The 22,328-nt window shown below is 65.0% G+C and carries 18 protein-coding genes; 6 read left to right on the forward strand and 12 right to left on the reverse strand.

The genetic code is table 11. The features are described from left to right. Window positions 1-45 precede the first annotated feature (45 nt). Together WDM24_RS12335 and cnbZ are read left to right on the forward strand one after the other, a co-directional pair. The gene (locus WDM24_RS12335) at window positions 46-3,144 is read left to right on the forward strand and encodes a multidrug efflux RND transporter permease subunit (protein WP_338831410.1); all 3,099 of its coding nucleotides are present in this window, start codon (window positions 46-48) and stop codon (window positions 3,142-3,144) included. Between the two features lie 202 nt (window positions 3,145-3,346). Next, a complete protein-coding gene (cnbZ, locus tag WDM24_RS12340; protein WP_338831411.1) occupies window positions 3,347-4,090 on the forward strand; it encodes a 2-amino-5-chloromuconate deaminase CnbZ in 744 nt (247 codons plus the stop codon). 160 nt (window positions 4,091-4,250) lie between these two features. Here the strand turns inward: cnbZ and WDM24_RS12345 are convergent, their stop codons facing one another. From WDM24_RS12345 to WDM24_RS12400, 12 genes are all read right to left on the reverse strand, one after another. Further along, on the reverse strand, window positions 4,251-5,117 hold the full coding sequence (locus WDM24_RS12345) for an ABC transporter permease (RefSeq protein ID WP_338701175.1): 867 nt from the start codon (window positions 5,115-5,117) through the stop codon (window positions 4,251-4,253). Between the two features lie 25 nt (window positions 5,118-5,142). After that, window positions 5,143-6,084: an ABC transporter permease gene (locus WDM24_RS12350; RefSeq protein WP_338831412.1), complete on the reverse strand. Its 942-nt coding sequence runs from the start codon at window positions 6,082-6,084 to the stop codon at window positions 5,143-5,145. A gap of 31 nt (window positions 6,085-6,115) precedes the next feature. Then, on the reverse strand, window positions 6,116-7,636 hold the full coding sequence (locus WDM24_RS12355; RefSeq protein WP_338831413.1) for an ABC transporter substrate-binding protein: 1,521 nt from the start codon (window positions 7,634-7,636) through the stop codon (window positions 6,116-6,118). Between the two features lie 30 nt (window positions 7,637-7,666). After that, window positions 7,667-8,758 carry a dipeptide ABC transporter ATP-binding protein gene (locus WDM24_RS12360; protein WP_338831414.1) on the reverse strand — a complete coding sequence of 364 codons (1,092 nt, stop codon included), beginning with the start codon at window positions 8,756-8,758 and terminating at the stop codon, window positions 7,667-7,669. A gap of 166 nt (window positions 8,759-8,924) precedes the next feature. Beyond that, on the reverse strand, window positions 8,925-9,914 hold the full coding sequence (locus WDM24_RS12365) for an ABC transporter ATP-binding protein (protein WP_338831415.1): 990 nt from the start codon (window positions 9,912-9,914) through the stop codon (window positions 8,925-8,927). After that, a complete protein-coding gene (locus tag WDM24_RS12370; protein WP_338831416.1) occupies window positions 9,911-10,621 on the reverse strand; it encodes a DUF1028 domain-containing protein in 711 nt (236 codons plus the stop codon). The genes WDM24_RS12365 and WDM24_RS12370 overlap by 4 nt, the downstream gene beginning before the upstream one ends. Before the next feature lie 9 nt (window positions 10,622-10,630). Beyond that, window positions 10,631-12,436 (reverse strand): gamma-glutamyltransferase family protein, encoded by a 1,806-nt coding sequence (locus tag WDM24_RS12375; protein WP_338831417.1) that lies wholly within the window; start codon window positions 12,434-12,436, stop codon window positions 10,631-10,633. Window positions 12,437-12,545: 109 nt separating this feature from the next. After that, window positions 12,546-13,541, reverse strand: a complete 996-nt coding sequence (locus WDM24_RS12380; protein WP_338831418.1) for an oligopeptide/dipeptide ABC transporter ATP-binding protein — start codon at window positions 13,539-13,541, stop codon at window positions 12,546-12,548. Next, the gene (locus tag WDM24_RS12385; protein ID WP_338831419.1) at window positions 13,538-14,521 is read right to left on the reverse strand and encodes an ABC transporter ATP-binding protein; all 984 of its coding nucleotides are present in this window, start codon (window positions 14,519-14,521) and stop codon (window positions 13,538-13,540) included. The genes WDM24_RS12380 and WDM24_RS12385 overlap by 4 nt, the downstream gene beginning before the upstream one ends. After that, a complete protein-coding gene (locus tag WDM24_RS12390) occupies window positions 14,518-15,480 on the reverse strand; it encodes an ABC transporter permease (RefSeq protein ID WP_338831420.1) in 963 nt (320 codons plus the stop codon). The genes WDM24_RS12385 and WDM24_RS12390 overlap by 4 nt, the downstream gene beginning before the upstream one ends. Before the next feature lie 11 nt (window positions 15,481-15,491). After that, window positions 15,492-16,472 carry an ABC transporter permease gene (locus WDM24_RS12395; protein ID WP_338831421.1) on the reverse strand — a complete coding sequence of 327 codons (981 nt, stop codon included), beginning with the start codon at window positions 16,470-16,472 and terminating at the stop codon, window positions 15,492-15,494. A 115-nt stretch (window positions 16,473-16,587) separates the two neighbouring features. Continuing rightward, a complete protein-coding gene (locus tag WDM24_RS12400; RefSeq protein WP_338831422.1) occupies window positions 16,588-18,186 on the reverse strand; it encodes an ABC transporter substrate-binding protein in 1,599 nt (532 codons plus the stop codon). A 375-nt stretch (window positions 18,187-18,561) separates the two neighbouring features. Here WDM24_RS12400 and WDM24_RS12405 point away from each other — a divergent pair, with 375 nt between their 5' ends. From WDM24_RS12405 to WDM24_RS12420, 4 genes are read left to right on the forward strand one after another with little or no spacing between them, the layout of a single operon-like run. Further along, a complete protein-coding gene (locus WDM24_RS12405; RefSeq protein WP_029078084.1) occupies window positions 18,562-18,813 on the forward strand; it encodes a DUF6489 family protein in 252 nt (83 codons plus the stop codon). Window positions 18,814-18,818: 5 nt separating this feature from the next. Then, on the forward strand, window positions 18,819-19,610 hold the full coding sequence (locus WDM24_RS12410) for an alpha/beta hydrolase (protein WP_338701176.1): 792 nt from the start codon (window positions 18,819-18,821) through the stop codon (window positions 19,608-19,610). 59 nt (window positions 19,611-19,669) lie between these two features. Next, a complete protein-coding gene (locus WDM24_RS12415) occupies window positions 19,670-21,220 on the forward strand; it encodes a wax ester/triacylglycerol synthase family O-acyltransferase (RefSeq protein WP_338831423.1) in 1,551 nt (516 codons plus the stop codon). Window positions 21,221-21,230: 10 nt separating this feature from the next. Then, a complete protein-coding gene (locus WDM24_RS12420; protein ID WP_338698162.1) occupies window positions 21,231-22,238 on the forward strand; it encodes an alpha/beta hydrolase in 1,008 nt (335 codons plus the stop codon). The last annotated feature ends 90 nt before the right edge of the window (window positions 22,239-22,328 follow it).

A 22,328-nucleotide genomic window follows, 5' to 3' on the forward strand; every position in this document is an offset into this window, starting at 1 on the left:
TCCGCCCCATGCCGCAACCGGCAGATAACACGAATCGAGTTGGCGATGGCCTTCACTGATATTTTCATCAAGCGCCCGGTGCTGTCGGTCGTCGTCAGCCTGCTGATCCTGCTGATCGGCTTGCGCGCGGCGATGGTGCTGCCGATCCGGCAATATCCGAATCTCTCGAACACCGTGGTGACGATCACCACGTCATATCCCGGTGCGTCGCCGGAGCTGATCAACGGCTTCATCACCACGCCGATCGAGCAGGCGGTCGCTTCGGCTGAGGGCGTCGACTACATGACGTCGAACTCGGTGCTCGGCACCTCGACGATTCAGGTCTACGTCAAGCTCAACCACGATCCGAACCAGGCGCTGACCGAGGTGCTCGCCAAGGTCAACTCGGTCAAATATTTGATCCCGAAGGAAGCGTTCGACCCGGTCGTGAGCAAGGCGACCGGTGACACCATCGCGGTGATGTATCTCGGCTTCTCCAGCGAAGAGCTGACCGGATCGGCGATCTCCGACTATCTGACCCGCGTCGTGCAGCCGGTGCTCTCGACGGTCGACGGCGTCGCCTCGGCCGACATCCTGGGCGGCCAGACCTTCGCGATGCGCGTCTGGCTCGATCCGACCCGCATGGCCGGACGCGGCGTGTCGCCCAACGACGTTGCCGCCGCAATCGCCGCCAACAACTTCCAGGCGGCCGCCGGCCAGACCAAGGGCTTCTTCATCGTCTCCAACGTCTCGGCCAATACCGACCTTCAGAACATCGATCAGTTCAAGCGCATGATCGTGAAGTCGAAGGACGGCGGGTTCGTGCGTATCGAGGACATCGCGACGGTGGAACTCGCGGCGCAGAGCACGGATGCCAGCGTCGCCTTCAACGGCGAGCATGCGATCTTCATCGGCATCAAGGCGACGCCGCAGGGCAACCCGCTGACCCTGGTGCAGGGCGTGCGGGCGCTGTTTCCCAGCCTCGAGCGCAACCTGCCGCCGTCGATGAAGATGAAGGTGGCCTATGACTCCACCAAGTTCATCCAATCGTCGATCGACGAGGTCGAGAAGACGCTCACCGAAGCGGTCCTGATCGTCGTCGTCGTGATCTTCCTGTTCCTGGCGTCGCTTCGCTCGGTGATCATCCCCGTCGTCACCATTCCGCTGTCGCTGATCGGCGTCTGCATCCTGATGCTGGCCGCAGGCTTCAGCTTCAACCTGCTGACGCTGCTGGCGATGGTGCTGGCAATCGGCCTCGTGGTCGACGACGCCATCGTGGTGGTGGAGAACATCCATCGACATCTCGAGGAGGGCCTGCCACCGGTGCAGGCATCGCTGAAAGGTGCCCGCGAGATCGTCGGCCCGGTCGTCTCGATGACGATCACGCTGGCGGCGGTGTACGCGCCGATCGGCTTCCTTGGCGGCGTGACCGGTACGCTGTTCCGCGAATTCGCCTTCACGCTGGCGGGCTCGGTGATTGTGTCGGGCGTGATCGCGCTGACGCTGTCGCCGATGATGTGCTCGGTGTTCCTCAAGAGTGCGGAAGAGGGGCGTTTCGCCAAGCTGGTCAATCGCGTGTTCGGCGCGATCACTCGCGGCTATGGCCGTCTGCTCGACCGCTCGCTCGACTATCGCCCGATCACGGCGCTGTTCGCCCTCACCATCCTCGGCCTGGTCGGCTTCCTCTATATGCATATCCAGAAGGAGCTAGCGCCGCAGGAAGACCAGGGCATCGTGTTCGCGATCACCAAGGCGCCGAAATACGCCAACATCGACTACATCGATTTCTACAGCGACAAGATGGACAAGGAGTTCCAGAAGTTCCCCGAGACCGACCTGCGGTTCATCCTGAACGGCATCACCGGTCCGCAGGGCGGCTTCGCCGGCGCACTGCTTAAGCCGTGGGACGAGCGCAAGCGGAGTGCGCAGGCGCTACAGCCGTTAATGCAGGCCGAGCTGTCCAAGATCGAGGGTGTCAGCGCGTTCGCGTTCAGCCTGCCGCCGCTGCCCGGCGGACCCGGCGGTCTGCCGGTGCAGATGGTGATCAGCTCGACGGCCGGCTTCCAGCAGGTGTTCGACCAGATGAACAAGCTCAAGGATGCCGCGCGCAAGAGCGGCCTGTTCATCGTCACCGACAGCGATCTCGACTTCAACCAGCCGGTGGTCCGGGTGAAGGTCGATCGTTCCAAGGCGAGCGACCTCGGCATCACCATGCAGTCGATCGGCGGCGCGCTGGCGACGCTGCTCGGCGGCAACTACGTCAACCGCTTCAACCTGGAAGGACGCTCCTATCAGGTGATCCCGCAGGTGCCGCGCGCCAGCCGGCTCGCGCCGGAATCGTTCGACAACTACTATGTCCCGACCGCGACCGGGCAGCTGGTGCGGCTGTCGACCGTGGTTACGGTCGAGACCGGTGTCGATCCGAACGCGCTGACCCACTACAACCAGCTCAACTCGTCGACCTTCCAGGCCGTGCCGATGCCCGGCGTCTCGATGGGGCAGGCGGTGGAGTTCCTGCAGGGTGAAGCCAAGAAGCTGCCGTCCGGCTTCACCTACGACTTCCTTGCCGACTCCCGGCAATACGTCCACGAAGGCAATCAGCTGCTGGTCACCTTCGCGTTCGCCATCATCATCATCTTCCTGGTGCTGGCGGCGCAGTTCGAGAGCCTGCGCGATCCGTTCGTGATCATGATCTCCGTGCCGATGGCGATCGTCGGCGCCTTGATCCCGCTGTTCTTCGGCGTCGCCACCATGAACATCTACACCCAGGTCGGCCTGCTGACGCTGGTCGGACTGATCACCAAGCACGGCATCCTGATGGTGGAGTTCGCCAACGAGCTGCAGCTCAACGAGGGACTGGACCGCCGCTCGGCGATCGAGATGGCGGCCCGGATTCGTCTGCGTCCGATCCTGATGACGACGGCGGCCATGGTCACCGGCCTGCTGCCGCTGCTCACCGCCTCGGGCGCCGGCGCCGCCAGCCGCTTCTCGATCGGGCTCGTGGTCGTCACCGGCATGACGATTGGCACGCTGTTTACCCTGTTCGTGCTGCCGATGGTCTACACGGTGATCGCGACCGACCACCAGGCCGCGGCCCGTTCCGACCGCGCCAAGCAGATCGCCGATTACGAACTCGGCGGCGGCGGAGCGCTGAAACCGACCTGAGCCCTCCAAGCTCATGCTCGCAGGAAGGCGGCACTGGCGAAAGCCACTGCCGCCTTTTTTTGTCCTGTGACAGGCTTTGCCGACGGGCGGGCAGAAGACTCCGTGGTTTGACGCCTTTTTCTTCACGCGAACCGGGAGACCACTTCGCTCGAAAGCGCTATGCTCCGCACAAGATCTGGAGGAAACAGGCGAGGAAACAGGCATGGCGAGCGAGTTTGCGGCGGGCAATTACCGGTTCATTCCGGCGGTGTTTCAGTATTCAAGCGGCGCGCAGGCGAACGCGGGCTATGAGATCGAGCGGGTCCGCTTCGATCGATTTCTGCCGCTTGCGGAAGGTTTTGCGCAGATCGCGGCCTACATCCGGGATGCCGGCCGGCCGCTGACCTCGTTCTGCGCCTGCGAGTTGCGCTCGCCGGCCGCATTCACCGAAGAGGGCTTCCGCGCCTTCAACCAGCACTATGTCAAGACGCTCGCCGAATGGGGCCTGTTCGACGGCACCATCAATCCGGTGGCGCGCAGCAATGTCTGTCCCGAGATCGATCCGCCGGCCGAGCCGTCGTTCCATGCGTTCTCGTTCACGCGGCCGAGCACGAGCGCGTCGCCGTCCTTCGTGATCGCGGGTGGCGCCGAGGCACGCGGCGGCGCCGGCAGCTATCCCGAGCGCATCGTTTGCTATCGCGATCTCAGTCCCGGCGCGTGGCGGGAGAAGGTCCGTTTCACCACGGGCGAGATGGAGCGGCGTCTTGCCGAGTTCAGCTTCGGCTGGCCGGAGACGACCGCGGTGCAGGCCTACACCGTGCACGATGTCCATCCCGTCATGGTCGACGAGCTGGTCCGCCGCGGCGCCACCCGCTCGGGCCTGACCTGGCACTTCTGCCGCCCGCCGGTGATCGATCTCGAGTACGAGATGGATTGCCGAAGGGTGCTAAGGGAAGTGGTGATTTAGGCGGAAGACATCCGGCTTTTCCGGCCCCGTCATCCTGAGGTGCGAGCGGAGCGAGCCTCGAAGGATGCACGGCCCGGCTGGTGGCCGTCGACCCTTCGAGACGCGCAAGATGCGCTCCTCAGGGTGACGGGGAGGGAGTGGTTGCCCGCTTCTAACTACATTACCGCGCCTTCGGGTCCAGCGCGTCGCGCAGGCCGTCGCCGATCAAATTGAACGACAGCACGACCAGGAAGATCGCAAGTCCCGGCCAGACCGCTATCCATGGCGCATTGGTGAGGAAGCGCTGCGCGGCGTTGAGCATGCTGCCCCAGGACGGCGCCGGCGGCTGCTGGCCGAGGCCGAGGAAGGAGAGTGCGGCTTCCGCAATGATCGCAGCCGCGATCGACAGCGTCGCCTGCACCAAAAGCGCCGGCAGGATGTTCGGCAGGATATGGACCAGCGCGATCCGCCAGCGCGGATTGCCCATCGCGCGCGCGGCTTCGACATAGTCCTCGACCTTGACGCTCATCACCTGACCTCGGGTCAGGCGAACGAAGATCGGGGTCGCCGAGATGCCGATCGCGATCATCGCATTGCCGAGGCTCGGGCCGAGGAAGGCGGAAAGCGCGATCGCCAGGATCAGGAACGGGCAGGCCAGCATCGCATCAGTGATACGGCCGATCAGCGCGTCGATGAAGCCGCCGCGATAGCCGGCGAGCAGGCCGAGCGGCACGCCGATCGAAAGCGCGATGCTGACCGAGATGAGGCCCGCCAGCAGCGAGGCGCGGGCGCCGTACACGACACGCGCCAGCACGTCGCGACCGAGTTCGTCGGTGCCGAACCAGTGCTGCGCCGACGGCGCCTTGCGCACCAGCGACCAGCTCGTCGCGATCGGATCGTAGGGCACGATCAGCGGCGCGAACACCGCGAGCAGGATGAAGGTCGCGATCACGACGAGGCCGGCGACGGCGCCCTTGCGCTTCATCAGCCGTCGCCAGGCGCGGCGCGACGGGCTCTCCAGTGCTTCGGAGGCAGCAAGCGGGACCATGCCGAGAGCGGTGTCGGTCACAGGGTCAGCCCCTCAGTCGCGGGTTGACGAGGATATAGGCGATGTCGGCAATCAGATTGAGCGTGATGTAGATCGTCGCGGTGGTCAGCACCACGCCTTGCACCACGGCGTAATCGCGGTTGAACACCGCATCCACGATCAGCTTGCCGAAGCCGGGGATCGAGAAGATCTGCTCGGTGAGGACCGCGCCTGATAGCAGCGTGCCAAGCTCGAGCGCGCCGAGCGTGATGATCGGCGTCAGCGCGTTGCGCATCGCATGCTTGAGGATCACCGTGCGCTCCGAGAGCCCCTTGGCGCGCGCGGTGCGGACATAGTCGCTCTCCAGCACCTGCAGCATGGCGCTGCGGGTATGCCGCATCAGGATCGCTGCGATCGCATTGCCGAGCACGAAGGCCGGCATGATCGACGCCGCAAGACTGGCGCGCCAGTTCTCGCTCAAAGGCACGTAGCCGGAGGCCGGCAGCCAGCCAAGCTCGATCGAGAACAGGAAGATCAGCATGATGCCGAGCCAGAAATTCGGCGTTGAGATGCCCCACAGCGCGAACAAATTGGCGCCGTAGTCCCAGGCGGAGCCCTTCTTCACGGCCGAGACGATGCCGGCAGGAACCCCGATCAGGAAGGCGATCACGATCGCCATGCCGCCGATCTGCAGCGTCACCGGCAGCTTCTGCGCGATCAGGCTGAGCACCGGCATCTTGTTGCGCAAGGACTCGCCGAAATCACCCGACAGCACGCCCTTGATCCAGTAGACATATTGCACCGGGATCGGCTGATCGAGGTGATACTGCTGGCGGATCTGCTCGATCACGGCCGGATCGCGCTCCTCGCCGGCCATCACCAGCGCGGGATCGCCCGGCAGCAAATGTTGCAGCGAGAAGATCAAGATCGACACGAAGAACAGCGTCGGGACGAGCTGAACCAGCCGTTTGCCAAGGAAGTTCAGCATTGCCAGCCCTGCGTCTCTGGTGGCGCGACGGTCATTTCAGCTTCAGCCCGACCACGCGCACCAGGCCATCGGGCATCTGCCGGTAACCGTCGACCTTGGCGGTGTGCGCGATCAGCAGCTTGCGGTGATAGAGGTAGATGATGGGCTCGTCATTGAGCAGGATCTTGGTCAGCTTCTCGTAGATCGCCTTGCGCTGCGCGGGATCAGCGGTCAGCCGCGCGTCCTCCATCAGTCTGTCGGCTTCCGGATTGGAATAGCCGCCGTCGTTCTGCGGGGCCTTTGCGTGCATGAAGATGTAGGAATTGCCGTCGGGATCGATCCGGCCGCTCCAGTTGATCTGGAATATTTGGAATTCGCCGGCCTGGGCCTGCTTGAAAGTGGTGGCAAACTCGACAACACGGATCTTGATGTCAAAGCCGGCTTCGGCCGCCATCGACTGGACCACCTGTGCCACCGCTTCATACTCCGTGCCCTTGGGCACCATGTAGTCGACGGTCACCGGCAGCGCGACACCGGCCTCCTTCAACAGCGCCTTGGCCTTGGCGACGTCGCTGCCGCGAACCGGAAACGCCTTCTGGTAATAGGGATGGGTGGGAGAGACCCATTGATTGCCCGGCGTGAACTCGCCGTTGAACACGACCTGGTTGAGCGCCTCACGATCGATCGCCAGATCCAGCGCCTGGCGCACCTTCTCCGACTGACTGAGCGGTCCCTTGGCCTTGTCGTTGGCGATGTTGATGGTGAGGCCGAGATAGCCGAGCTCGGGCGCCGTCGACAGCACGAGCTTCGGGTCGGCGCGAACATCCTTGATATCGGTCGCCAGCACCCGCTCGATCAGATCGAGCCCGCCGGATTTCAGATTGGCCAGCCGCACGGTGGCATCCACGATCGGCAGATACACGATGCGGTCGATGAAGACGTTGTCCTTGTTCCAGTAGTCGGCGAATTTCTCGAACACGATGCGGTCCTGCTGCACGCGCTCGACGAATTTGTACGGTCCGGCGCAGACCGGATGCAGGCCGAACTTGTCGCCGGCCTCCTTCGCCGCTTTCGGCGACACCATCATGCCGGCACGGTCGGTGAGCTGGGCGATCAGGGGAGAGTATGGCGTCTTCAGCACCAGCTTGATGGTGAGCGGATCGATCACCTCGACATGATCGAGGCTCGCAAGCTCCGACTTGCGGAACGAGGTCGGCAGCGTCATGTGGCGGTCGAGCGAGAACTTGGCCGCTTCCGCATCGAACGGTTCGCCATCCTGGAACTTGACGCCGGGCCGGAGCTTGATCGTGACCTCCTTGCCGTCGGCGGATGTCTCGTGCGACAGCGCGAGCTGCGGCACGATGTTGAGCTTTTCGTCGATGTCGAACAGCTTGTCGCAGAACGCGGCAAACACGATACGGCCGACATAGGTGCGTGCGGTCGAGGGATCGAGGATGTCGGGATCCTCGGCAAGGCCGATGCGCAGCGTGGTCTGGGCTTGAGCCCGGGTTTGGGCGCCCGCGCCGAGCGCGAGCAACAGCGCGGCTGCCGCCGCCAAACGAAGCATCTTCATCACACCGTTCCCCATGTTCACGCGCCGACCTTAAGTCCCGACTGTACCAACCCCGGGACGTCCGGCTCCTTCCGCCGCGCCAAAGGCCGCCAACAGTTTTTCCAGCGTCGGCGAGAAGCCGCCGTCAGACGGGACGATCGCATCGTCCCGCGGCAGCTCCGCCGTCCGGTGACACGCCGTTGCATGTCCGGTGCCATCTTCAGCGAGCTGTGGCGCTTCGCTGCGGCAGCGCTCGATCGCATAGGGACATCTTGTGTGGAATCGGCAGCCCGCGGGCGGATGCAGCGCACTCGGCAGCTCGCCCTGCAGCACAATCCGGCTGCGCTTTGCCTTTGGTTTAGGCACCGGGATCGCCGACAACAGCGCGCGGCTGTAGGGATGGCGTGGGGCGGCGAACAGCGCCTGTGCATCCGCCGTCTCGACGATGGTGCCGAGATTCATCACGGCGACGCGATCGGCGATGTGCTTCACGACCGCGAGATCGTGCGACACGAAGATGTAGGCGAGCTTCAGGCGATCCTGCAGGTCGCGCAGCAGGTTAAGGATCTGCGAGCGGATCGAGACGTCCAGCGCCGACACCGGCTCGTCGCAGATGATCAGCTTCGGCTCGACCGCGAGCGCCCGCGCAATCGCGATGCGCTGGCGCTGGCCGCCGGAGAATTCGTGCGGGTAGCGGCGCGCAAAGCGCGGCTCGAGGCCGACCAGGCGCAGAAGCTCCTCGACCCGCTCGCGGCGGCGTGCCGGCGGTACCAGGTCGTGCAGCGCCAGCGGCTCGGTCAGGATCTGGCTCACCGTCATGCGCGGGTTGAGCGAGGCGTAGGGGTCCTGGAAGATCAGCTGCGCGTCGCGGCGGAACGCGCGCAACTGCTCGGCATTGAGCGCGCCGAGGTCGCGGCCCTCGAAACGGACGCGCCCGGCGTCCGGCTCGATCAGCCGCAGCACCAGGCGGCTGACGGTAGATTTGCCGCAGCCGGATTCGCCGACCAGTGCCAGTGTCTTGCCGGCCTCGACCGTGAAGCTGACGCCGTCGACCGCTTTCACATGGGCGGTCGGCCGCCCGAACATCGACCGTTCGGCGACGAAATGCTTCACCAGCCCTTCGACCTCGAGCAGCACGGTCATCGGTGTTGCCCTCCGTGTCCCGGGCGCAGTGCAACGCGAAGTGTTGCGCTGCTGAACCGGGACCCATGTCTCGTGACGCTCGCTGTGGGCCCCGGTCCAGCAGTGCACCACCGCGCTGTGCTTGTGCTGCACTGCGCCCGGGGCACGAGAGTGAGGAGCCCAGCGGTCATGACACCAGCCGCTCCAGCGGCGCCCTGATGCAGCGCGAGGCGTGGGTCGCGCTCAGCATCGCGAGTGGCGGCGGCGATTTGGTGCAGGCATTCTCCACGAACGGGCAACGCGCAGCAAAGCGACAGCCCGCGGGCGGGTTCGCCATGTTCGGCACCATGCCCTCGATGGTGGCGAGATGGCTGGTGCGGCGGTCGAGCCGCGGGATCGAGCCGAGCAGGCCGACCGTGTAGGGATGCTGTGGATTGGCGAACAGCTCGTCGACCGGCGCGCGCTCGACGATCTCGCCGGCATACATCACCGCGACCTCGTCGCAGACTTCGGCGACGACGCCGAGATCGTGGGTGATCAGGATGATCGCGGCGCGGCTCGCGGCTTTCAGCTCGCGCATCAGATCGAGAATCTGCGCCTGCAACGTGACGTCGAGCGCGGTGGTCGGCTCGTCGGCGATCAGGAGCTGCGGATCGCAGGCCAGCGCCATCGCGATCATCACGCGCTGGCGCATGCCGCCGGACAGCTTGTGCGGGAATTCGTCGATGCGCTTCTCGGGCGAGGGGATATGCACGCGGCGGAGCAGCTCGATGGTGCGCTCGCGCGCCGCGCGCCGCGAGCCGCCGCGGTGGCGCAAGATGGTCTCGGCGATCTGGTCGCCGATCGTGAAGCTCGGGTTGAGCGAGGTCATCGGCTCCTGGAAGATCATGGCGAGGCGATTGCCGCGCAGGTCGCGCAACGTCGCGTCCGGCACGTCGAGCAGGTCGAAGCCGTCGAAGCGGATCGCGCCGGAGACTTCGGCCGATTGTTTCGGCAACAACCCCATGATCGCGAGCGAGGTTACGCTCTTGCCGCAGCCGGACTCGCCGACCAGGCCGAGCGTGGCGCCGTTGGCAACCGACAGATCGACGCTGTCGACGGCATTGGTGGTACGGCCGTCGTCGCCGTGGAACGTGACGCGCAGGCCTTCGATCTCGATCAGCGGGCCTGCCGTCATTCGCGGCTCGCGGTTGCCGCTGCAATGCCGGCGTCGATCTTGGCGCGGTCGCTGGTTCCGGCCGGATTGCCCCGGGTCGGCATGAAATTCCGGAACGGCACCCAGTGCTCGCGGCTGACGGCTTCCAGCCGCTCCAGCTCGCGCAGGGGATCGGTGTGGTCGTCGACCCGCAGGTCGAGCAGCGGCCATTCCTCCGCGCCGTGGATCAGCAGTGCGGCCGATTGCTTGCCGCGCTTGTCGCCGCCGGCCGCTTCGCCGGCGAACATCGCCTTGATCAGCCGCTCGGCGAACGGGAGTTTTTCGCTTGCGGAATACACACGCGCGGTCTCGTCGAGCACAGCGGGGCCGGCCAGCATGTTGCCGGCGATCGAGAAGCCGTCGCCCGGGATATGCCCGAACCAGTCGATGCAGTCCTTGCCGGAATGTGCCGCGATGCGACCCTTGCTGTCCATGACATGCACCTGCCGGCTCTCGCGGCCGCTGTCGGTCGCAAGCAGCGCCGCGATCACCTCATGCGGGCTCTTGCCCTCGCGCAGCAGCGCGAGGCCGTCGATGCCGTAATAGGGATTGACCAGCGCCTGCGTCGCGACCGCGCCGATCCCGGGGGCGATGTGGGGCACCAGCGCGCCGACCGCAAAGAACCGCGTCGCGACCGCGATGCCGAGCTGGCCGGTGGCGCTGTCGCGGGCGATGATCGACCAGGTCATCTCAAACCTCTAGCGGCCTGCGGCATAACCCTGCATGCCGCGCGGGTTGGCCGCGGCACGGCGACGGGGGCCAACCTTGGAGGCGGCGGTGAGGCGGCCCTCCGACCAATCGGGGCCGATCTCCACCACATGGCCGCGGCGCTTCAATTCATCGATGGTCGATTTCGGCACGCGATTTTCCAGCACCAGCACGCCGGGCCGCGAAGTGCGCGGCCAGAACGAGATCGGGAAATGCTCGGAGTGCCACGCCGGCGCGTCGATCGCCTCCTGCAGATTGAGCCGGGCGTGGACATGGCGCAGGAAGAACTGCGTGATCCACTGGTCCTGCTGGTCGCCGCCGGGCGAGCCCCAGGAGAGGTACGGCTCGCCGTCGCGCAGCGCCATGGTCGGCGACAGCGTGGTGCGCGGCCGCTTGCCCGGTGCGAGCGCGGCAGGGTGGTTCTCCTCCAGCCAGAACATCTGGGCGCGGCTGCCGAGGCAGAAGCCGATCTCGGGAATCACCGGCGAGGATTGCAGCCAACCGCCGGATGGCGTCGCCGAGATCATGTTGCCGGCCATGTCGATGATGTCGAAATGCACGGTGTCGCCGCGCACCTCGCCGAACCGGCCAACAGTCGGCTCGCCCGCGCCCATGGCGCCGACCGCCTCGCGATGCCCCTCGGCGCGCCGCAATTTCACGACGCCGCCGAAGCCTTCGAGCGAGCCGGGGCGGAAGTCGAGCGAGGCATGCTCCTTCGAGATCAGCTTGCGCCGTTCGTTGTTATAGGCATCGGACAGCAGCGTTCCGATCGGGATATCGGTGAACTTGGGGTCGCCATAGAATGTCTCGCGATCGGCATAAGCGAGCTTGGCAGCTTCGATCTGCAGATGGATGAAGTCGGGGCCTGCCGGATCGAGCCCGTCGAGTTCAAAACCCTTGAGCAGCGCGAGCTGCTGCAGCATCACCGGGCCCTGGCTCCAGACGCCGGCCTTCTGCACGGTGTAGCGGCCGTAATCATAGGTGAGTGGCGCCTCGATGGTCGGTTGCCAGCGCGCCATGTCGTCGGCCGACAGCACGCCGCGATGCGGCGAGCCGGAGACGTCCATCACCTCCTGGGTGCGGCAGAACTTGTCGATCGCCTCGGCGACGAAGCCCTTCGACCAGGCCTGCCGCGCGCGCTCGATCTGCGCGACGCGGTCGTGGCCTGCGCTCTCCGCCTCGCTCAGGATACGGGTGTAAGTCTCCGCGAGCTTCTTGTTGGTGAAGATGGTGCCGGGCTTCGGCACCTCGCCGTTCGGCAGATAGACGTCGGCCGACGTGGTCCAGTATTTCCGGAACAGCTGCTCGACGGTCTGGATGGTCGCAGACGCACGCTCGACCAGCGGATAGCCGTCACGGGCATAGGCGATTGCAGGCTCCAGCACGTCGCGCAGCTTCATCGTGCCGTAGTCGCGCAGCAGCAGCATCCAGGTTTCGAACGTGCCAGGCACGCAGGCCGCGAGCAGGCCGGTGCCGGGCACCATATCGAGGCCCTCGCTGCGGTAATGCGCGATGGTTGCCTTCGCCGGCGCCGGGCCCTGGCCGCAGATCACCTCGCTTTTGCCGCGCTTGACGTCGTGCACGATAACAGGCACGTCGCCGCCGGGCCCGTTCAGATGCGGTTCGACCACCTGCAGCGTGAAGGCGGTGGCGACCCCCGCATCAAAGGCGTTGCCGCCTTTCTCCAGCGCCGCCATGCCGACCGCGGTGGCGATCCAGTGCGTCGAGGTGACGACGCCGAAAGTGCCTTCGATCTCGGGCCTTGTGGTGAACGGATCGGGGTTGACGTTGCTCATGACGATTGACCGTTTGGCGGCTTGTTGGGTTTCTTGTGCGCGCGCACTTGATCACAGGCGGGCTGGTATGCCAACCGCTTGGTAGACATGGCCGCTCCCATCCGCGTGATCATGCCGGAACGGCGGCGGCAGCATTGTTGACGGCGTGGCAGGCGACGCCATCAATCAGTTCCGGCGTCCTCTCACGGCAGAGATCGAAGGCGAGCGGACAGCGCGGGTTGAACGAGCAACCCGGCGGCGGATCGATCGGGTTGGGAATCTCGCCCTTGACCGGGATGCGCTGGCGCCCGGACATCGCAAGATCGGGAACCGCGCCGAGCAGCATCCTGGTGTAGGGCATCCGCGGGGTCTCGAACAGTTTTCGGCCCTCGGCGATCTCGACGATGCGGCCGAGATACATCACGCCGATCCGGCTCGCCATATGACGGACCACCGCGAGATTGTGACTGATGAAGAGATAGGTCAGGCCGAACTTGTCCTGCAAATCGCGCATCAGATTGAGGATCTGCGCCTGCACGGAGACGTCGAGAGCCGAGGTCGGCTCGTCGCAGACGATGAACTCGGCCTCGGACGCCAGTGCGCGGGCGATCGCGATGCGCTGGCGCTGGCCGCCGGAAAATTCGTGCGGGAATTTTTGGCCGTCGTCGGGGTGCAGGCCGACCAGCGAGAGCAACTCGCCGACCCGGGCCTTGATGTCGCGCTCGCCCTGGATCAGGTCGAAGGCGCGGATCGGCTCGGCGACGATGGCGGCGACCCGGTAACGCGGATTGAGGCTCGCATAGGGATCCTGAAAAACCATCTGGATGCGCCGGCGCAGCCGGCGGCGCGCCTGGGCCTGCCGCGGATCGGTCATCGAGACGCCGTCGATCATGACTTCGCCCGAACTCGGCGGCAGCAGGCCGACGACCATGCGTGCAACTGTGGTCTTGCCGGAGCCGGATTCGCCGACCAGCGCAAAGGTCTCGCCGCGCTTGATGTCAAAAGAGACGCCGTCGACGGCCTTCAGGAATTCGAGATGGCCACCCTCGATCACGCGATTGAGCCACGGCTTCGAGACGTCGAAGACACGGCGCAGGTTCTTGACCTCGATCAGCGCCGTGCTCATGCCGCCGTCTCCTTGGCGGGCTCGAACAGATGGCAGGCGACGGATTGTGTGCCCTGCTGGATCGGCTCGGGCCGCTCGACGCGGCAGCGATCGAAGGCAAACGCACAGCGCGGATTGAATGGGCAGCCCGGCGGGATCGCCGACAACCGCGGCATCGAGCCGGGAATCTGCACCAGGCGCTTGTCCTCGCCCGCGAGCGTCGGGATCGCGCCCATCAGGCCCTTGGCGTAGGGATGCAGCGGATTGCGCACCACCTCCTGCACCGGGCCGATCTCGGCGATGCGGCCGGAATACATCACCGCGACGCGGTCGCAGGTCTCGGCGATCACGCCCATGTCGTGGGTCACCAGCATCACGGCGGTGCCATGGTCGCGGCCGAGCCGCTTGATCAGCGCGATGATCTGCGCCTGCACGGAAACATCGAGTGCGGTGGTCGGCTCGTCGGCGATGATCAGCTCGGGCTCGGCGCAGATCGCGAGCGCAATGACGACGCGCTGGCGCATGCCGCCGGAGAATTCGTGCGGGTAGCCGTCGATGCGCTTCTCCGGCGCGGGGATTCCGACCTCGGCCAATAGATCGATCGCGCGCTTGCGCGCGGCGCTTTCGCTGAGATTGGTATGGGTTCGGATGGTCTCAATGATCTGGTCGCCGATCCGGTAGAGCGGATTGAGGCTGGTCAGCGGATCCTGGAAGATCATGCCGATCCGCTTGCCCCTGACGCGGCGGATCTCCTCCGGTGGAAGATGGTCGATGCGGGTGCCCGACAGCTCGATCTCGCCGCTGGAGATGCGGCCGGGCGGATCGATCAGCCCGATCACCGCAAGGCCCGTGACCGATTTGCCGGCGCCGGATTCGCCGACCACGCCAAGCACCTCGCCCTTGGCGATGTCGAACGACACGCCGTTGATGGCGCGCAACGTCGCGCGGCGGGTGACGAATTCCACCTCGAGGTTGCGTACGGAGAGGACGGGCTTACTCATCGGAGCTTCGGATTGAGGGCGTCGCGCAGCCAGTCGCCGACGAGGTTGATGGAGAGGATCAGGCCCGCCAGCGCAATGCCCGGAAAGGCGACGATCCACCATTCGCCGGCAAACAGGTAGTTGTTGCCGATCCGGATCAGGGTGCCGAGCGAGGGCATGGTATCCGGCATGCCGGCGCCGAGGAACGACAGCGTCGCCTCGGTGATGATCGCCAGCGCCAGATTGATGGTGGCGATGACGAGGATCGGGCCCATCGTGTTCGGCAGCACGTGCCGCAGCATGATCGTCGGCGCCGGCAGCCCGATCAGCTGCGCCGCCGCCACGTAATCCCTGTTCTTCTCGACCATCACCGAACCGCGCACGGTGCGGGCATATTGCACCCAGAAACTGAGACCGATCGCGACCACGAGCACGCCAAGTGTGCTCATCTCGTCGAGCCGGTTACCAAACAGCGATTTGGCGACGCCGTTGACCAGCAGTGCGATCAGGATTGCCGGGAAGGTGAGCTGCACGTCGGCGATCCGCATGATCACGCTGTCGACCGCGCCGCCGAAATATCCGGCAACCAGCCCAAGCGCGATGCCGAGCGTGCCGGCGAAGATGACGCCGGCGACGCCGACCGCAAGCGAGATGCGCAAGCCGTAGAGGATCGCGGACAGCACATCGCGGCCCTGCTCGTCGGTGCCGAGCAGGAACGGGCTTTGGCCGTCGGCGGTCCACAGCGGCGCGATTCGCGAGTTCATCAGCTGCAGCTGTGCCGGATCGAACGGGTTCTGCACCGCGAGCCACGACGCGAAGACCGCCAGCAGGAAAAACAGCAGCGTGATCAAGGCGGCGACCATCGTCAGCCGGGAACGGCGGAACGAATAGAAGATATCGCTGTCAAGCGCGCGCCTGAACCAGCCGGCAGGTACATGCGCCTGGTCTTCGGAGCGATGCGGGACGACGGCGTCGGACATCGGTCAGCCCCTCACGCCGCACGGCCGACGGTCGACCGCAAGCGCGGGTCGACCACGGTGTAGAGGATGTCGACCACGAGATTGATGGTGACGAAGATCAGCGAGACCATCAACAGATACGCAGCCATGATCGGGATATCGACGTTTTGCACGGCCTGTACGAACAGAAGTCCCATGCCCGGCCATTGGAACACGGTTTCCGTGATGATCGAGAAAGCAATAACCGAGCCAAACTGCAGCCCAGCCACCGTGATTACCGGGACCAGGGTATTCTTGAGCGCATGGCCGAAATGGATCGCGCGCGTGGTCAGCCCGCGGGCGCGGGCGAAGCGGATATAGTCGGTCCGCAGCACTTCCAGCATTTCGGCGCGCACCAGCCGCATGACCAGGGTCATCTGGAACAGCCCGAGTGTGATCGACGGCATGATCAGCGCTTTGAGGCCGGAAACGGTCAGCAGTCCGGTGGTCCACCAGCCGAGCTTCACCACCTCGCCGCGGCCGAAGGAGGGCAGCCAGCCCAGCGTCACCGCGAACAGATAGATCAGCAGGATGCCGATCAGGAAGGTCGGCAGCGAAATGCCGATCAGCGATATCGCCTGGAATAATTTGGCGAGCACGGTGTCACGGCGCAGCGCCGAATAGACCCCCATCAGGATGCCGGCCACCATGGCGAACAGCGTCGCGCAGATCGCAAGCTCCAGCGTCGCCGGCAGCCGCTCCGCCAGCAGTGAGGAGACCGGCAGGCGGAACTGGTAGGACACGCCGAACTTGAACTGCACGGCATTGATGAAGTAGCGGCCGAACTGCACCAGCACGGGATCGTCGAGGCCGAGCGATTGCCGTATCTCGGCGCGCTGCGCGGCCGAGGTGTCGATCGAGACGATCTGGTTCACCGGGTCGCCGGCAAAGCGGAACATCGAGAACGCAATGACGCCCACGGCGAGCATGACGCCGATCGCCTGCAGCACGCGGCGAAGAGTGAAAGCCAGCATCTCTACCTTTCACTGCTCTTGGCACTTGTCAGCACACTTGGCACGCGGCATTGCGCGCCCGGAAAGCAAGAGGTCCCGGAAGCAGGGGCTTCCGGGACCCAATTCGCCAAAACTACTATTCACCCTGTTTGGTCGCCCAGTAAAGCAGGACCTGGTTGTCCGCACGCTGGGTCAGCTTGACCTTCTTCGATACGCCCCATGCCAGCGACTGCTGGTGCAGCGGGATGTAGCCGTAGTCCTTGATGACGATCTCGTAGGCCTGCTTGATCAGCTGGTTGCGCTTGGCATCGTCGGGCTCGACTAGAACCTTGTCGGTCAGCGCGTCGACCTCCTTGTTGCAATAGCCGCCCAGATTGGCTTCGCCCCTCGTGGAATCCTTCGGGTCGGGGCGGCAGCCGAAAATGTCGTGCAGCACGTTGTGGGAATCCGAGGTCGCCGGCGTCCAGCCCAGCATGAAGAACGAGGTCCGGTAGCCGCCGGGCTTCAGCACCTTGGCGAAATACTGCGCCTTCGGCTGCGCCAGCAGGTTCACCTTGATGCCGATGCGCGCCAGCATGCCGACCACCGCCTGGCAGATCGCGGCGTCGTTGACGTAACGGTCGTTCGGGCAATCCATCGTGACTTCGAAGCCGTTCGGATAGCCGGCGTCGGCCAGCAGCTTCTTGGCGCCGTCCGGATCGAGCTTGGGCCGGGTGAACTCCTTCGACAGCGGATAGAGCTCGGGGGCGATCATCAGCGTCGAGGGCGTCGACATGCCGCGCATGACGCGGGTCTTGATCAGATCGACGTCGATCGTCTTGTAGAAGGCTTCGCGGACGCGGATGTCCTTGAACGGGTTCTTGCCCTTGATATTGGAGAACAGCAGCTCATCGCGCGCGATGTCCATGCCGATGAAGATGGTGCGGATCTCCGGCCCGGTCAGGACGGTTGCGGTGCCGCTCGAATTGACCCGCTGGATGTCCTGGATCGGAACCGGCTCGATGACGTCGACTTCGCCCGAGAGCAGCGCGGCGACGCGGGTGGCGTCGGAGGCGATCGGGGTGAAGATGATTTCCTTGAGATTGTGCTCCGGCTTGCGCCAGTAGTCCGGGTAGACCTTGAAGACGGTCTTGACGCCGGGCTGGTGGCTCTCGATCGTGAAGGGGCCAGTACCGTTCTCGTGCAGCGTCGCGTAGCTCGGCGTGGTCGCGGAGGCCGGCGTCGGTGCGACGGCGTTGTTCTCCTCGCACCATTTCTTGTCCATGATGTACCAGCCATCCCACTGCGCGGTCAGGATGGGATTGGGCGAGTCCAGCGTCACGTCGACCGTGTAGTCGTCGACCTTGGTGAACTTGGCGTCGGCCGGGACGTTGCTGAGGAAGTTGGAGCCCTTGGCGCGGACTCGTTCGGCGGAGAACAGCACGTCGTCGGCGGTGAAGGGGTCGCCATTGTGAAATTTCACGCCCTTGCGCAGATGAAAGCGCCATTGAGTCGGGCTCAGCGCCTCCCAGCTTTCCGCCAGTGCCGGAATGATCTTCAGGTCCTTGTCGCGCGCAACCAGTCCCTCATAGACATGGCCATGATGCGCGATCGTCGTGGTTTCCTTCAGTGTGTAGGGATCCAGTGACTTGAGCTCGCCCTGGTTGGCATATTTCAACGTCTGGGCCGATGCCGGCAAAGCAAAGGCAACGAGTGCGACGGCAGCCGCCGCAAACAAACTCCAACGTACCGACATGTGATCCCGCGTCCCCGTTTTTGTCCGCCGGCTGCTTTGTCCGGCTGGTATTGTTGGCCATGTTGCCAGAGTTTGCAGGCCACGCAAGCGCGATTTCCCAAAGGGTTAACCGGTTTGCGCGGGTGCAGCGCAATGAACAGGATCGTGAGAATAGGCGGTCGGCGCGAACGCGTGACATTCGACTTTCGGAGTGCCGTATTGGCCGCAATGGCGATCACCGGCGGGCGCCGTTTGCGCCGGCCACGGGTGAACGGTTTAGTTGACCATAACGGATGATTGAGGCCGACTGTACCTCGGGGCAGATACGGCTCGCTTGCGTGACTCCCCCGGTCGCGGTGATACTGAGGCGGGCCAGGCGCATTTGAGGAGGCGGATATGAAAGTCAACGTCGAGATAGATTGTACGCCCCTTGAAGCGCGGCAGTTCTTCGGCCTGCCGGATGTGGCGCCGATGCAGAACGCCGTGATGGACAAGCTGCAGCAGCAGATGCTGTCGAACATCGACAAGATTTCACCGGAATCGCTGATGCAGAGCTGGTTCACCTTCGATCCCAAGCTCGCTGAGCGCTTCCAGGATATGTTCGTGGCGATGGCCGGCTTCGGCGGCACGGCCAAGAAGAAGTCGTGACTGACATGGACAGGAGCGTCGATGGGACCGGACGCCGGCTGCGTGCGCCAAGCCTGTTCCTGATGCTGGCGGAGGGGCGCGGCGTGCTCGAGCTCAATTCGAGCCTGCTGCTCTCGCCGCTGCTGATGCAGGCGCCGAAGGGCGACGGTCATCCGGTGCTGGCGCTGCCGGGCTTCCTCGCCAGCGACCTTTCGATGGCGCCGATGCGGCGCTATTTGAAGGAGCTCGGCTACGACGCCTACGCCTGGAACATGGGCCGCAATTTCGGCGGCATCGCCTCCAGGCGCAATGCGCTGCGCGACCTCCTGAAGCGGATACACGAGGCTTCCGGGCGCAAAGTCTCGATCATCGGCTGGAGCCTCGGCGGCGTCTACGCGCGCGACCTGGCGTCGCAGATGCCGGAGCTGGTGCGTTCCATCATCACGCTGGGCTGCCCGTTCGCCGACGACATCCGCGCCACCAATGCGACACGGCTCTATGAGCTGTTGTCCGGCGAGGGGGTGGACGACATCCCCGAGATCCGCGCCGCGATCGCCGGCGACATGCCGGTGCCGACCACCTCGATCTATTCCCGCACCGACGGCATCGTGAACTGGCGGACCTCGCGGCTGCGGCCTTCGGCCACCGCCGAGAACATCGAGGTGCATTTCGCCAGCCATCTCGGCCTCGGCGTCAATCCCGCAGCCTTGTGGGCGATCGCGAACCGGCTGGCGCAGCCGGAAGGGGAGTTCCGGCATTTTGACCGGTCGGGCCCCTTTGCCATTGCCTACGGGGCGGCAGAACAGGCACTATCCTAAACCAGACGACGAGAAGCGCCGCCAAGGCGCCCGCGTCAATTGGCTCTCGGGAGGAGATCATGAGCGACGCCAAGAAGCTGTCCTCGCTGGACGCATCGTTTCTCTATCTGGAAACGCCGGAAATGCCGATGCATGTCGGCAGCATGGCGATCTTCCGCCTGCCCGACGGCTACAAGGGTGACTTCTTCGAGGAGTTCAAGGCGATGATCGCCTCGCGGCTGCACGTTGCGCCGATCCTCAAGGCGCGCCTGCAGAAGGCGCCGCTCGATATCGATCATCCGTCCTGGGTCGAGGACGACCAGTTCGACATCGACCGCCACATCTTCCGCGCCAGCCTGCCTGCGCCGCGCGACCGCGCCACGCTGGAACGTATCGTCGGCTGGATGCACGCCAAGCTGCTGAACCGCGCCCGCCCGCTGTGGGAGTTCTACGTCTTCGAGGGCATGAAGGACAACGAGATCGGGCTCTATTCCAAGATGCACCACGCCTGCATCGACGGCGGCGCCGGTGCGGCGCTGACCAGCATGATCTACGACCTGACGCCGGTGCCGCGGCAGATCGATCCGCCGAGCGCGAAAAAGGTCGCGCAGGAGCCGCGCGACATCGCGGCCAATCTGATCGACGCCTATCAGCAGCTCTGGACCCAGCCGTTCGAGGCGGCCGCCGCCGCGCAGAAGAGCCTCGAGCTGCCGCGCTCGGGCAAGAGCGACCTCGGCTCGATCCTGTTCGACAATGCCATGTTCCAGATCGAGAGCGCGGTGAAATTCGCCGGCTCGATGCCGACCGTGCTCAAGAGCCTGTCCGACGTCGTCGCCAAGGTCGCCGATCCCAGGTCGCGCGAGAGCCTGCAGGCGATGGCCTCGCCGCCGACCATCCTCAACAAGGCGATCTCGTCCGAGCGCAGCTTCGCCGGCACCTCGATCTCGCTGTCGCGCGCCAAGGCGCTGGCCAAGGCCTCGGGCGGCAAGCTCAACGACGTCGTGCTGGCGCTCGCCTCCGGCGTGGTGCGGCGCTATCTGATTGGCCAGGGCGCGCTGCCGAACAAGTCGCTGACGGCCGGCGTTCCGATCTCGCTGCGCGAGGAGGGCAATGCCGAATCCAACAACCAGGTGTTCGGCATGATCTGCTCGATCGCGACCGACGTCGAGGACCCCAAGAAGCGGCTCGAGACCATCATCGCGCAATCCACCAAGTCCAAGGAGATGTCGCATCCGCTGCGCGCCCTGGTGCCGCAGGTCTCCAACATCTCGCTGTTGGGCGCGCCGATTGTCGTGCAGGTCTTGGCGCTGCTCTACAGCCGTTCCGACCTCTCCAACGTGCTGCCGCCGGCGACCAACATCACGGTGTCGAACGTGCCGGGGCCGCGGCAGACGCTCTACGCCGCGGGTGCGGAGCTGCTGCACATCTTCCCGGTTTCGATCTCGACCCATGGCGTGGCGCTCAACATCACGGTGCAGAGCTATCGCGATCAGCTTGATTTCGGCTTCATTGTCGGTGCCAACATCATTCCCCATGTGCAGGTGATGTGCGACATGCTGCCGCTCGAATTCGATGCACTCGAGGCGGCGTTCGCGCCCCCGCCTGCTGACATCAAGGGCGCGGCCGAATAGGAATTTCACAATGATCGAGATGCCACCGCTGCAGTTCGCCGAGACGAACGGCATCCGCATGGGGTTTTACGAATCGGGCCCCAAGACCGACACGCCGCCGGTGGTGCTGTGCCATGGCTGGCCCGAACTGGCGTTCTCCTGGCGCCACCAGATCAAGGCGCTCGGCGAGGCCGGCATCCGGGTGATTGCGCCGGATCAGCGCGGCTACGGCGCGACCGACCGGCCGGAGCCGGTCGAAGCCTACGACATGGAGCACCTGACCGGCGATCTCGTCGGCCTGCTCGACCATCTCAAGATCGACAAGGCGATCTTCGTCGGTCACGACTGGGGCGGCTTTGTTGTCTGGCAGATGCCGCTCAGGCATCCTTCGCGGGTCGCCGGTGTCGTCGGCGTCAACACGCCGCATTGGGACCGTGCTCCGATGGACCCGATCGCGCTGTTCCGCCAGCGCTTCGGCGACCATATGTACATCGTCCAGTTCCAGGATCCGGCGCGCGAGCCCGACCGTATCTTCGGCAGCCGCGTCGAGCAGACTTTCGACGCCTTCATGCGCAAGCCGGTGGCGCGCCCGCCCGGGACGCCGGAGGAACAGCCGATCGCCGGCGTCGGGGCGTCGGCCCGACTTAATCTGGCGTTTCCGCAGATGATCGCGAACTACGACGCCAAGCACGACCCGCGCACGCCGATCCTGTCGGCGGATGAGAAGAAGGTGTTCGTCGATACGTTCTCCAAGACCGGCTTCACCGGCGGCATCAACTGGTATCGCAATTTCACCCGCAATTGGGAACGCTCGGCCGGGCTGGACCATCATGTGCGGGTGCCGTCGCTGATGATCATGGCCGAGAACGACGCGGTGCTGCCGCCGTCGGCCGCCGACGGCATGGAGAAGCTGGTGCCGGACCTCGAAAAGTATCTGGTCCACGACAGCGGCCATTGGACGCAGCAGGAAAAGCCTGACGAAGTCAGCGCCAAGCTGATTGAGTGGCGTAAGCGAAAATTCGGACAGGCGTCATCCTGAGGTGCGCGCCGGCCTCGGCGCGCCTCGAAGGATGAGAGGGACAGGAGCAAGCGGCCATCCTTCGAGACGCGCGCGTTGCGCGCTCCTCAG

Source organism: Bradyrhizobium sp. 27S5 (assembly GCF_037217225.1).
Classification (GTDB): domain Bacteria; phylum Pseudomonadota; class Alphaproteobacteria; order Rhizobiales; family Xanthobacteraceae; genus Bradyrhizobium; species Bradyrhizobium septentrionale.

Bases quoted from the DNA above. Each gene is read 5' to 3' on its own strand.
- WDM24_RS12335 (WP_338831410.1), top strand. From the start codon at position 46: ATGGCCTTCACTGATATTTTCATCAAGCGCCCGGTGCTGTCGGTCGTC.
- cnbZ (WP_338831411.1), top strand. From the start codon at position 3,347: ATGGCGAGCGAGTTTGCGGCGGGCAATTACCGGTTCATTCCGGCGGTG.
- WDM24_RS12345 (WP_338701175.1), bottom strand. From the start codon at position 5,117: ATGGTCCCGCTTGCTGCCTCCGAAGCACTGGAGAGCCCGTCGCGCCGC.
- WDM24_RS12350 (WP_338831412.1), bottom strand. From the start codon at position 6,084: ATGCTGAACTTCCTTGGCAAACGGCTGGTTCAGCTCGTCCCGACGCTG.
- WDM24_RS12355 (WP_338831413.1), bottom strand. From the start codon at position 7,636: ATGAAGATGCTTCGTTTGGCGGCGGCAGCCGCGCTGTTGCTCGCGCTC.
- WDM24_RS12360 (WP_338831414.1), bottom strand. From the start codon at position 8,758: ATGACCGTGCTGCTCGAGGTCGAAGGGCTGGTGAAGCATTTCGTCGCC.
- WDM24_RS12365 (WP_338831415.1), bottom strand. From the start codon at position 9,914: ATGACGGCAGGCCCGCTGATCGAGATCGAAGGCCTGCGCGTCACGTTC.
- WDM24_RS12370 (WP_338831416.1), bottom strand. From the start codon at position 10,621: ATGACCTGGTCGATCATCGCCCGCGACAGCGCCACCGGCCAGCTCGGC.
- WDM24_RS12375 (WP_338831417.1), bottom strand. From the start codon at position 12,436: ATGAGCAACGTCAACCCCGATCCGTTCACCACAAGGCCCGAGATCGAA.
- WDM24_RS12380 (WP_338831418.1), bottom strand. From the start codon at position 13,541: ATGAGCACGGCGCTGATCGAGGTCAAGAACCTGCGCCGTGTCTTCGAC.
- WDM24_RS12385 (WP_338831419.1), bottom strand. From the start codon at position 14,521: ATGAGTAAGCCCGTCCTCTCCGTACGCAACCTCGAGGTGGAATTCGTC.
- WDM24_RS12390 (WP_338831420.1), bottom strand. From the start codon at position 15,480: ATGTCCGACGCCGTCGTCCCGCATCGCTCCGAAGACCAGGCGCATGTA.
- WDM24_RS12395 (WP_338831421.1), bottom strand. From the start codon at position 16,472: ATGCTGGCTTTCACTCTTCGCCGCGTGCTGCAGGCGATCGGCGTCATG.
- WDM24_RS12400 (WP_338831422.1), bottom strand. From the start codon at position 18,186: ATGTCGGTACGTTGGAGTTTGTTTGCGGCGGCTGCCGTCGCACTCGTT.
- WDM24_RS12405 (WP_029078084.1), top strand. From the start codon at position 18,562: ATGAAAGTCAACGTCGAGATAGATTGTACGCCCCTTGAAGCGCGGCAG.
- WDM24_RS12410 (WP_338701176.1), top strand. From the start codon at position 18,819: ATGGACAGGAGCGTCGATGGGACCGGACGCCGGCTGCGTGCGCCAAGC.
- WDM24_RS12415 (WP_338831423.1), top strand. From the start codon at position 19,670: ATGAGCGACGCCAAGAAGCTGTCCTCGCTGGACGCATCGTTTCTCTAT.
- WDM24_RS12420 (WP_338698162.1), top strand. From the start codon at position 21,231: ATGATCGAGATGCCACCGCTGCAGTTCGCCGAGACGAACGGCATCCGC.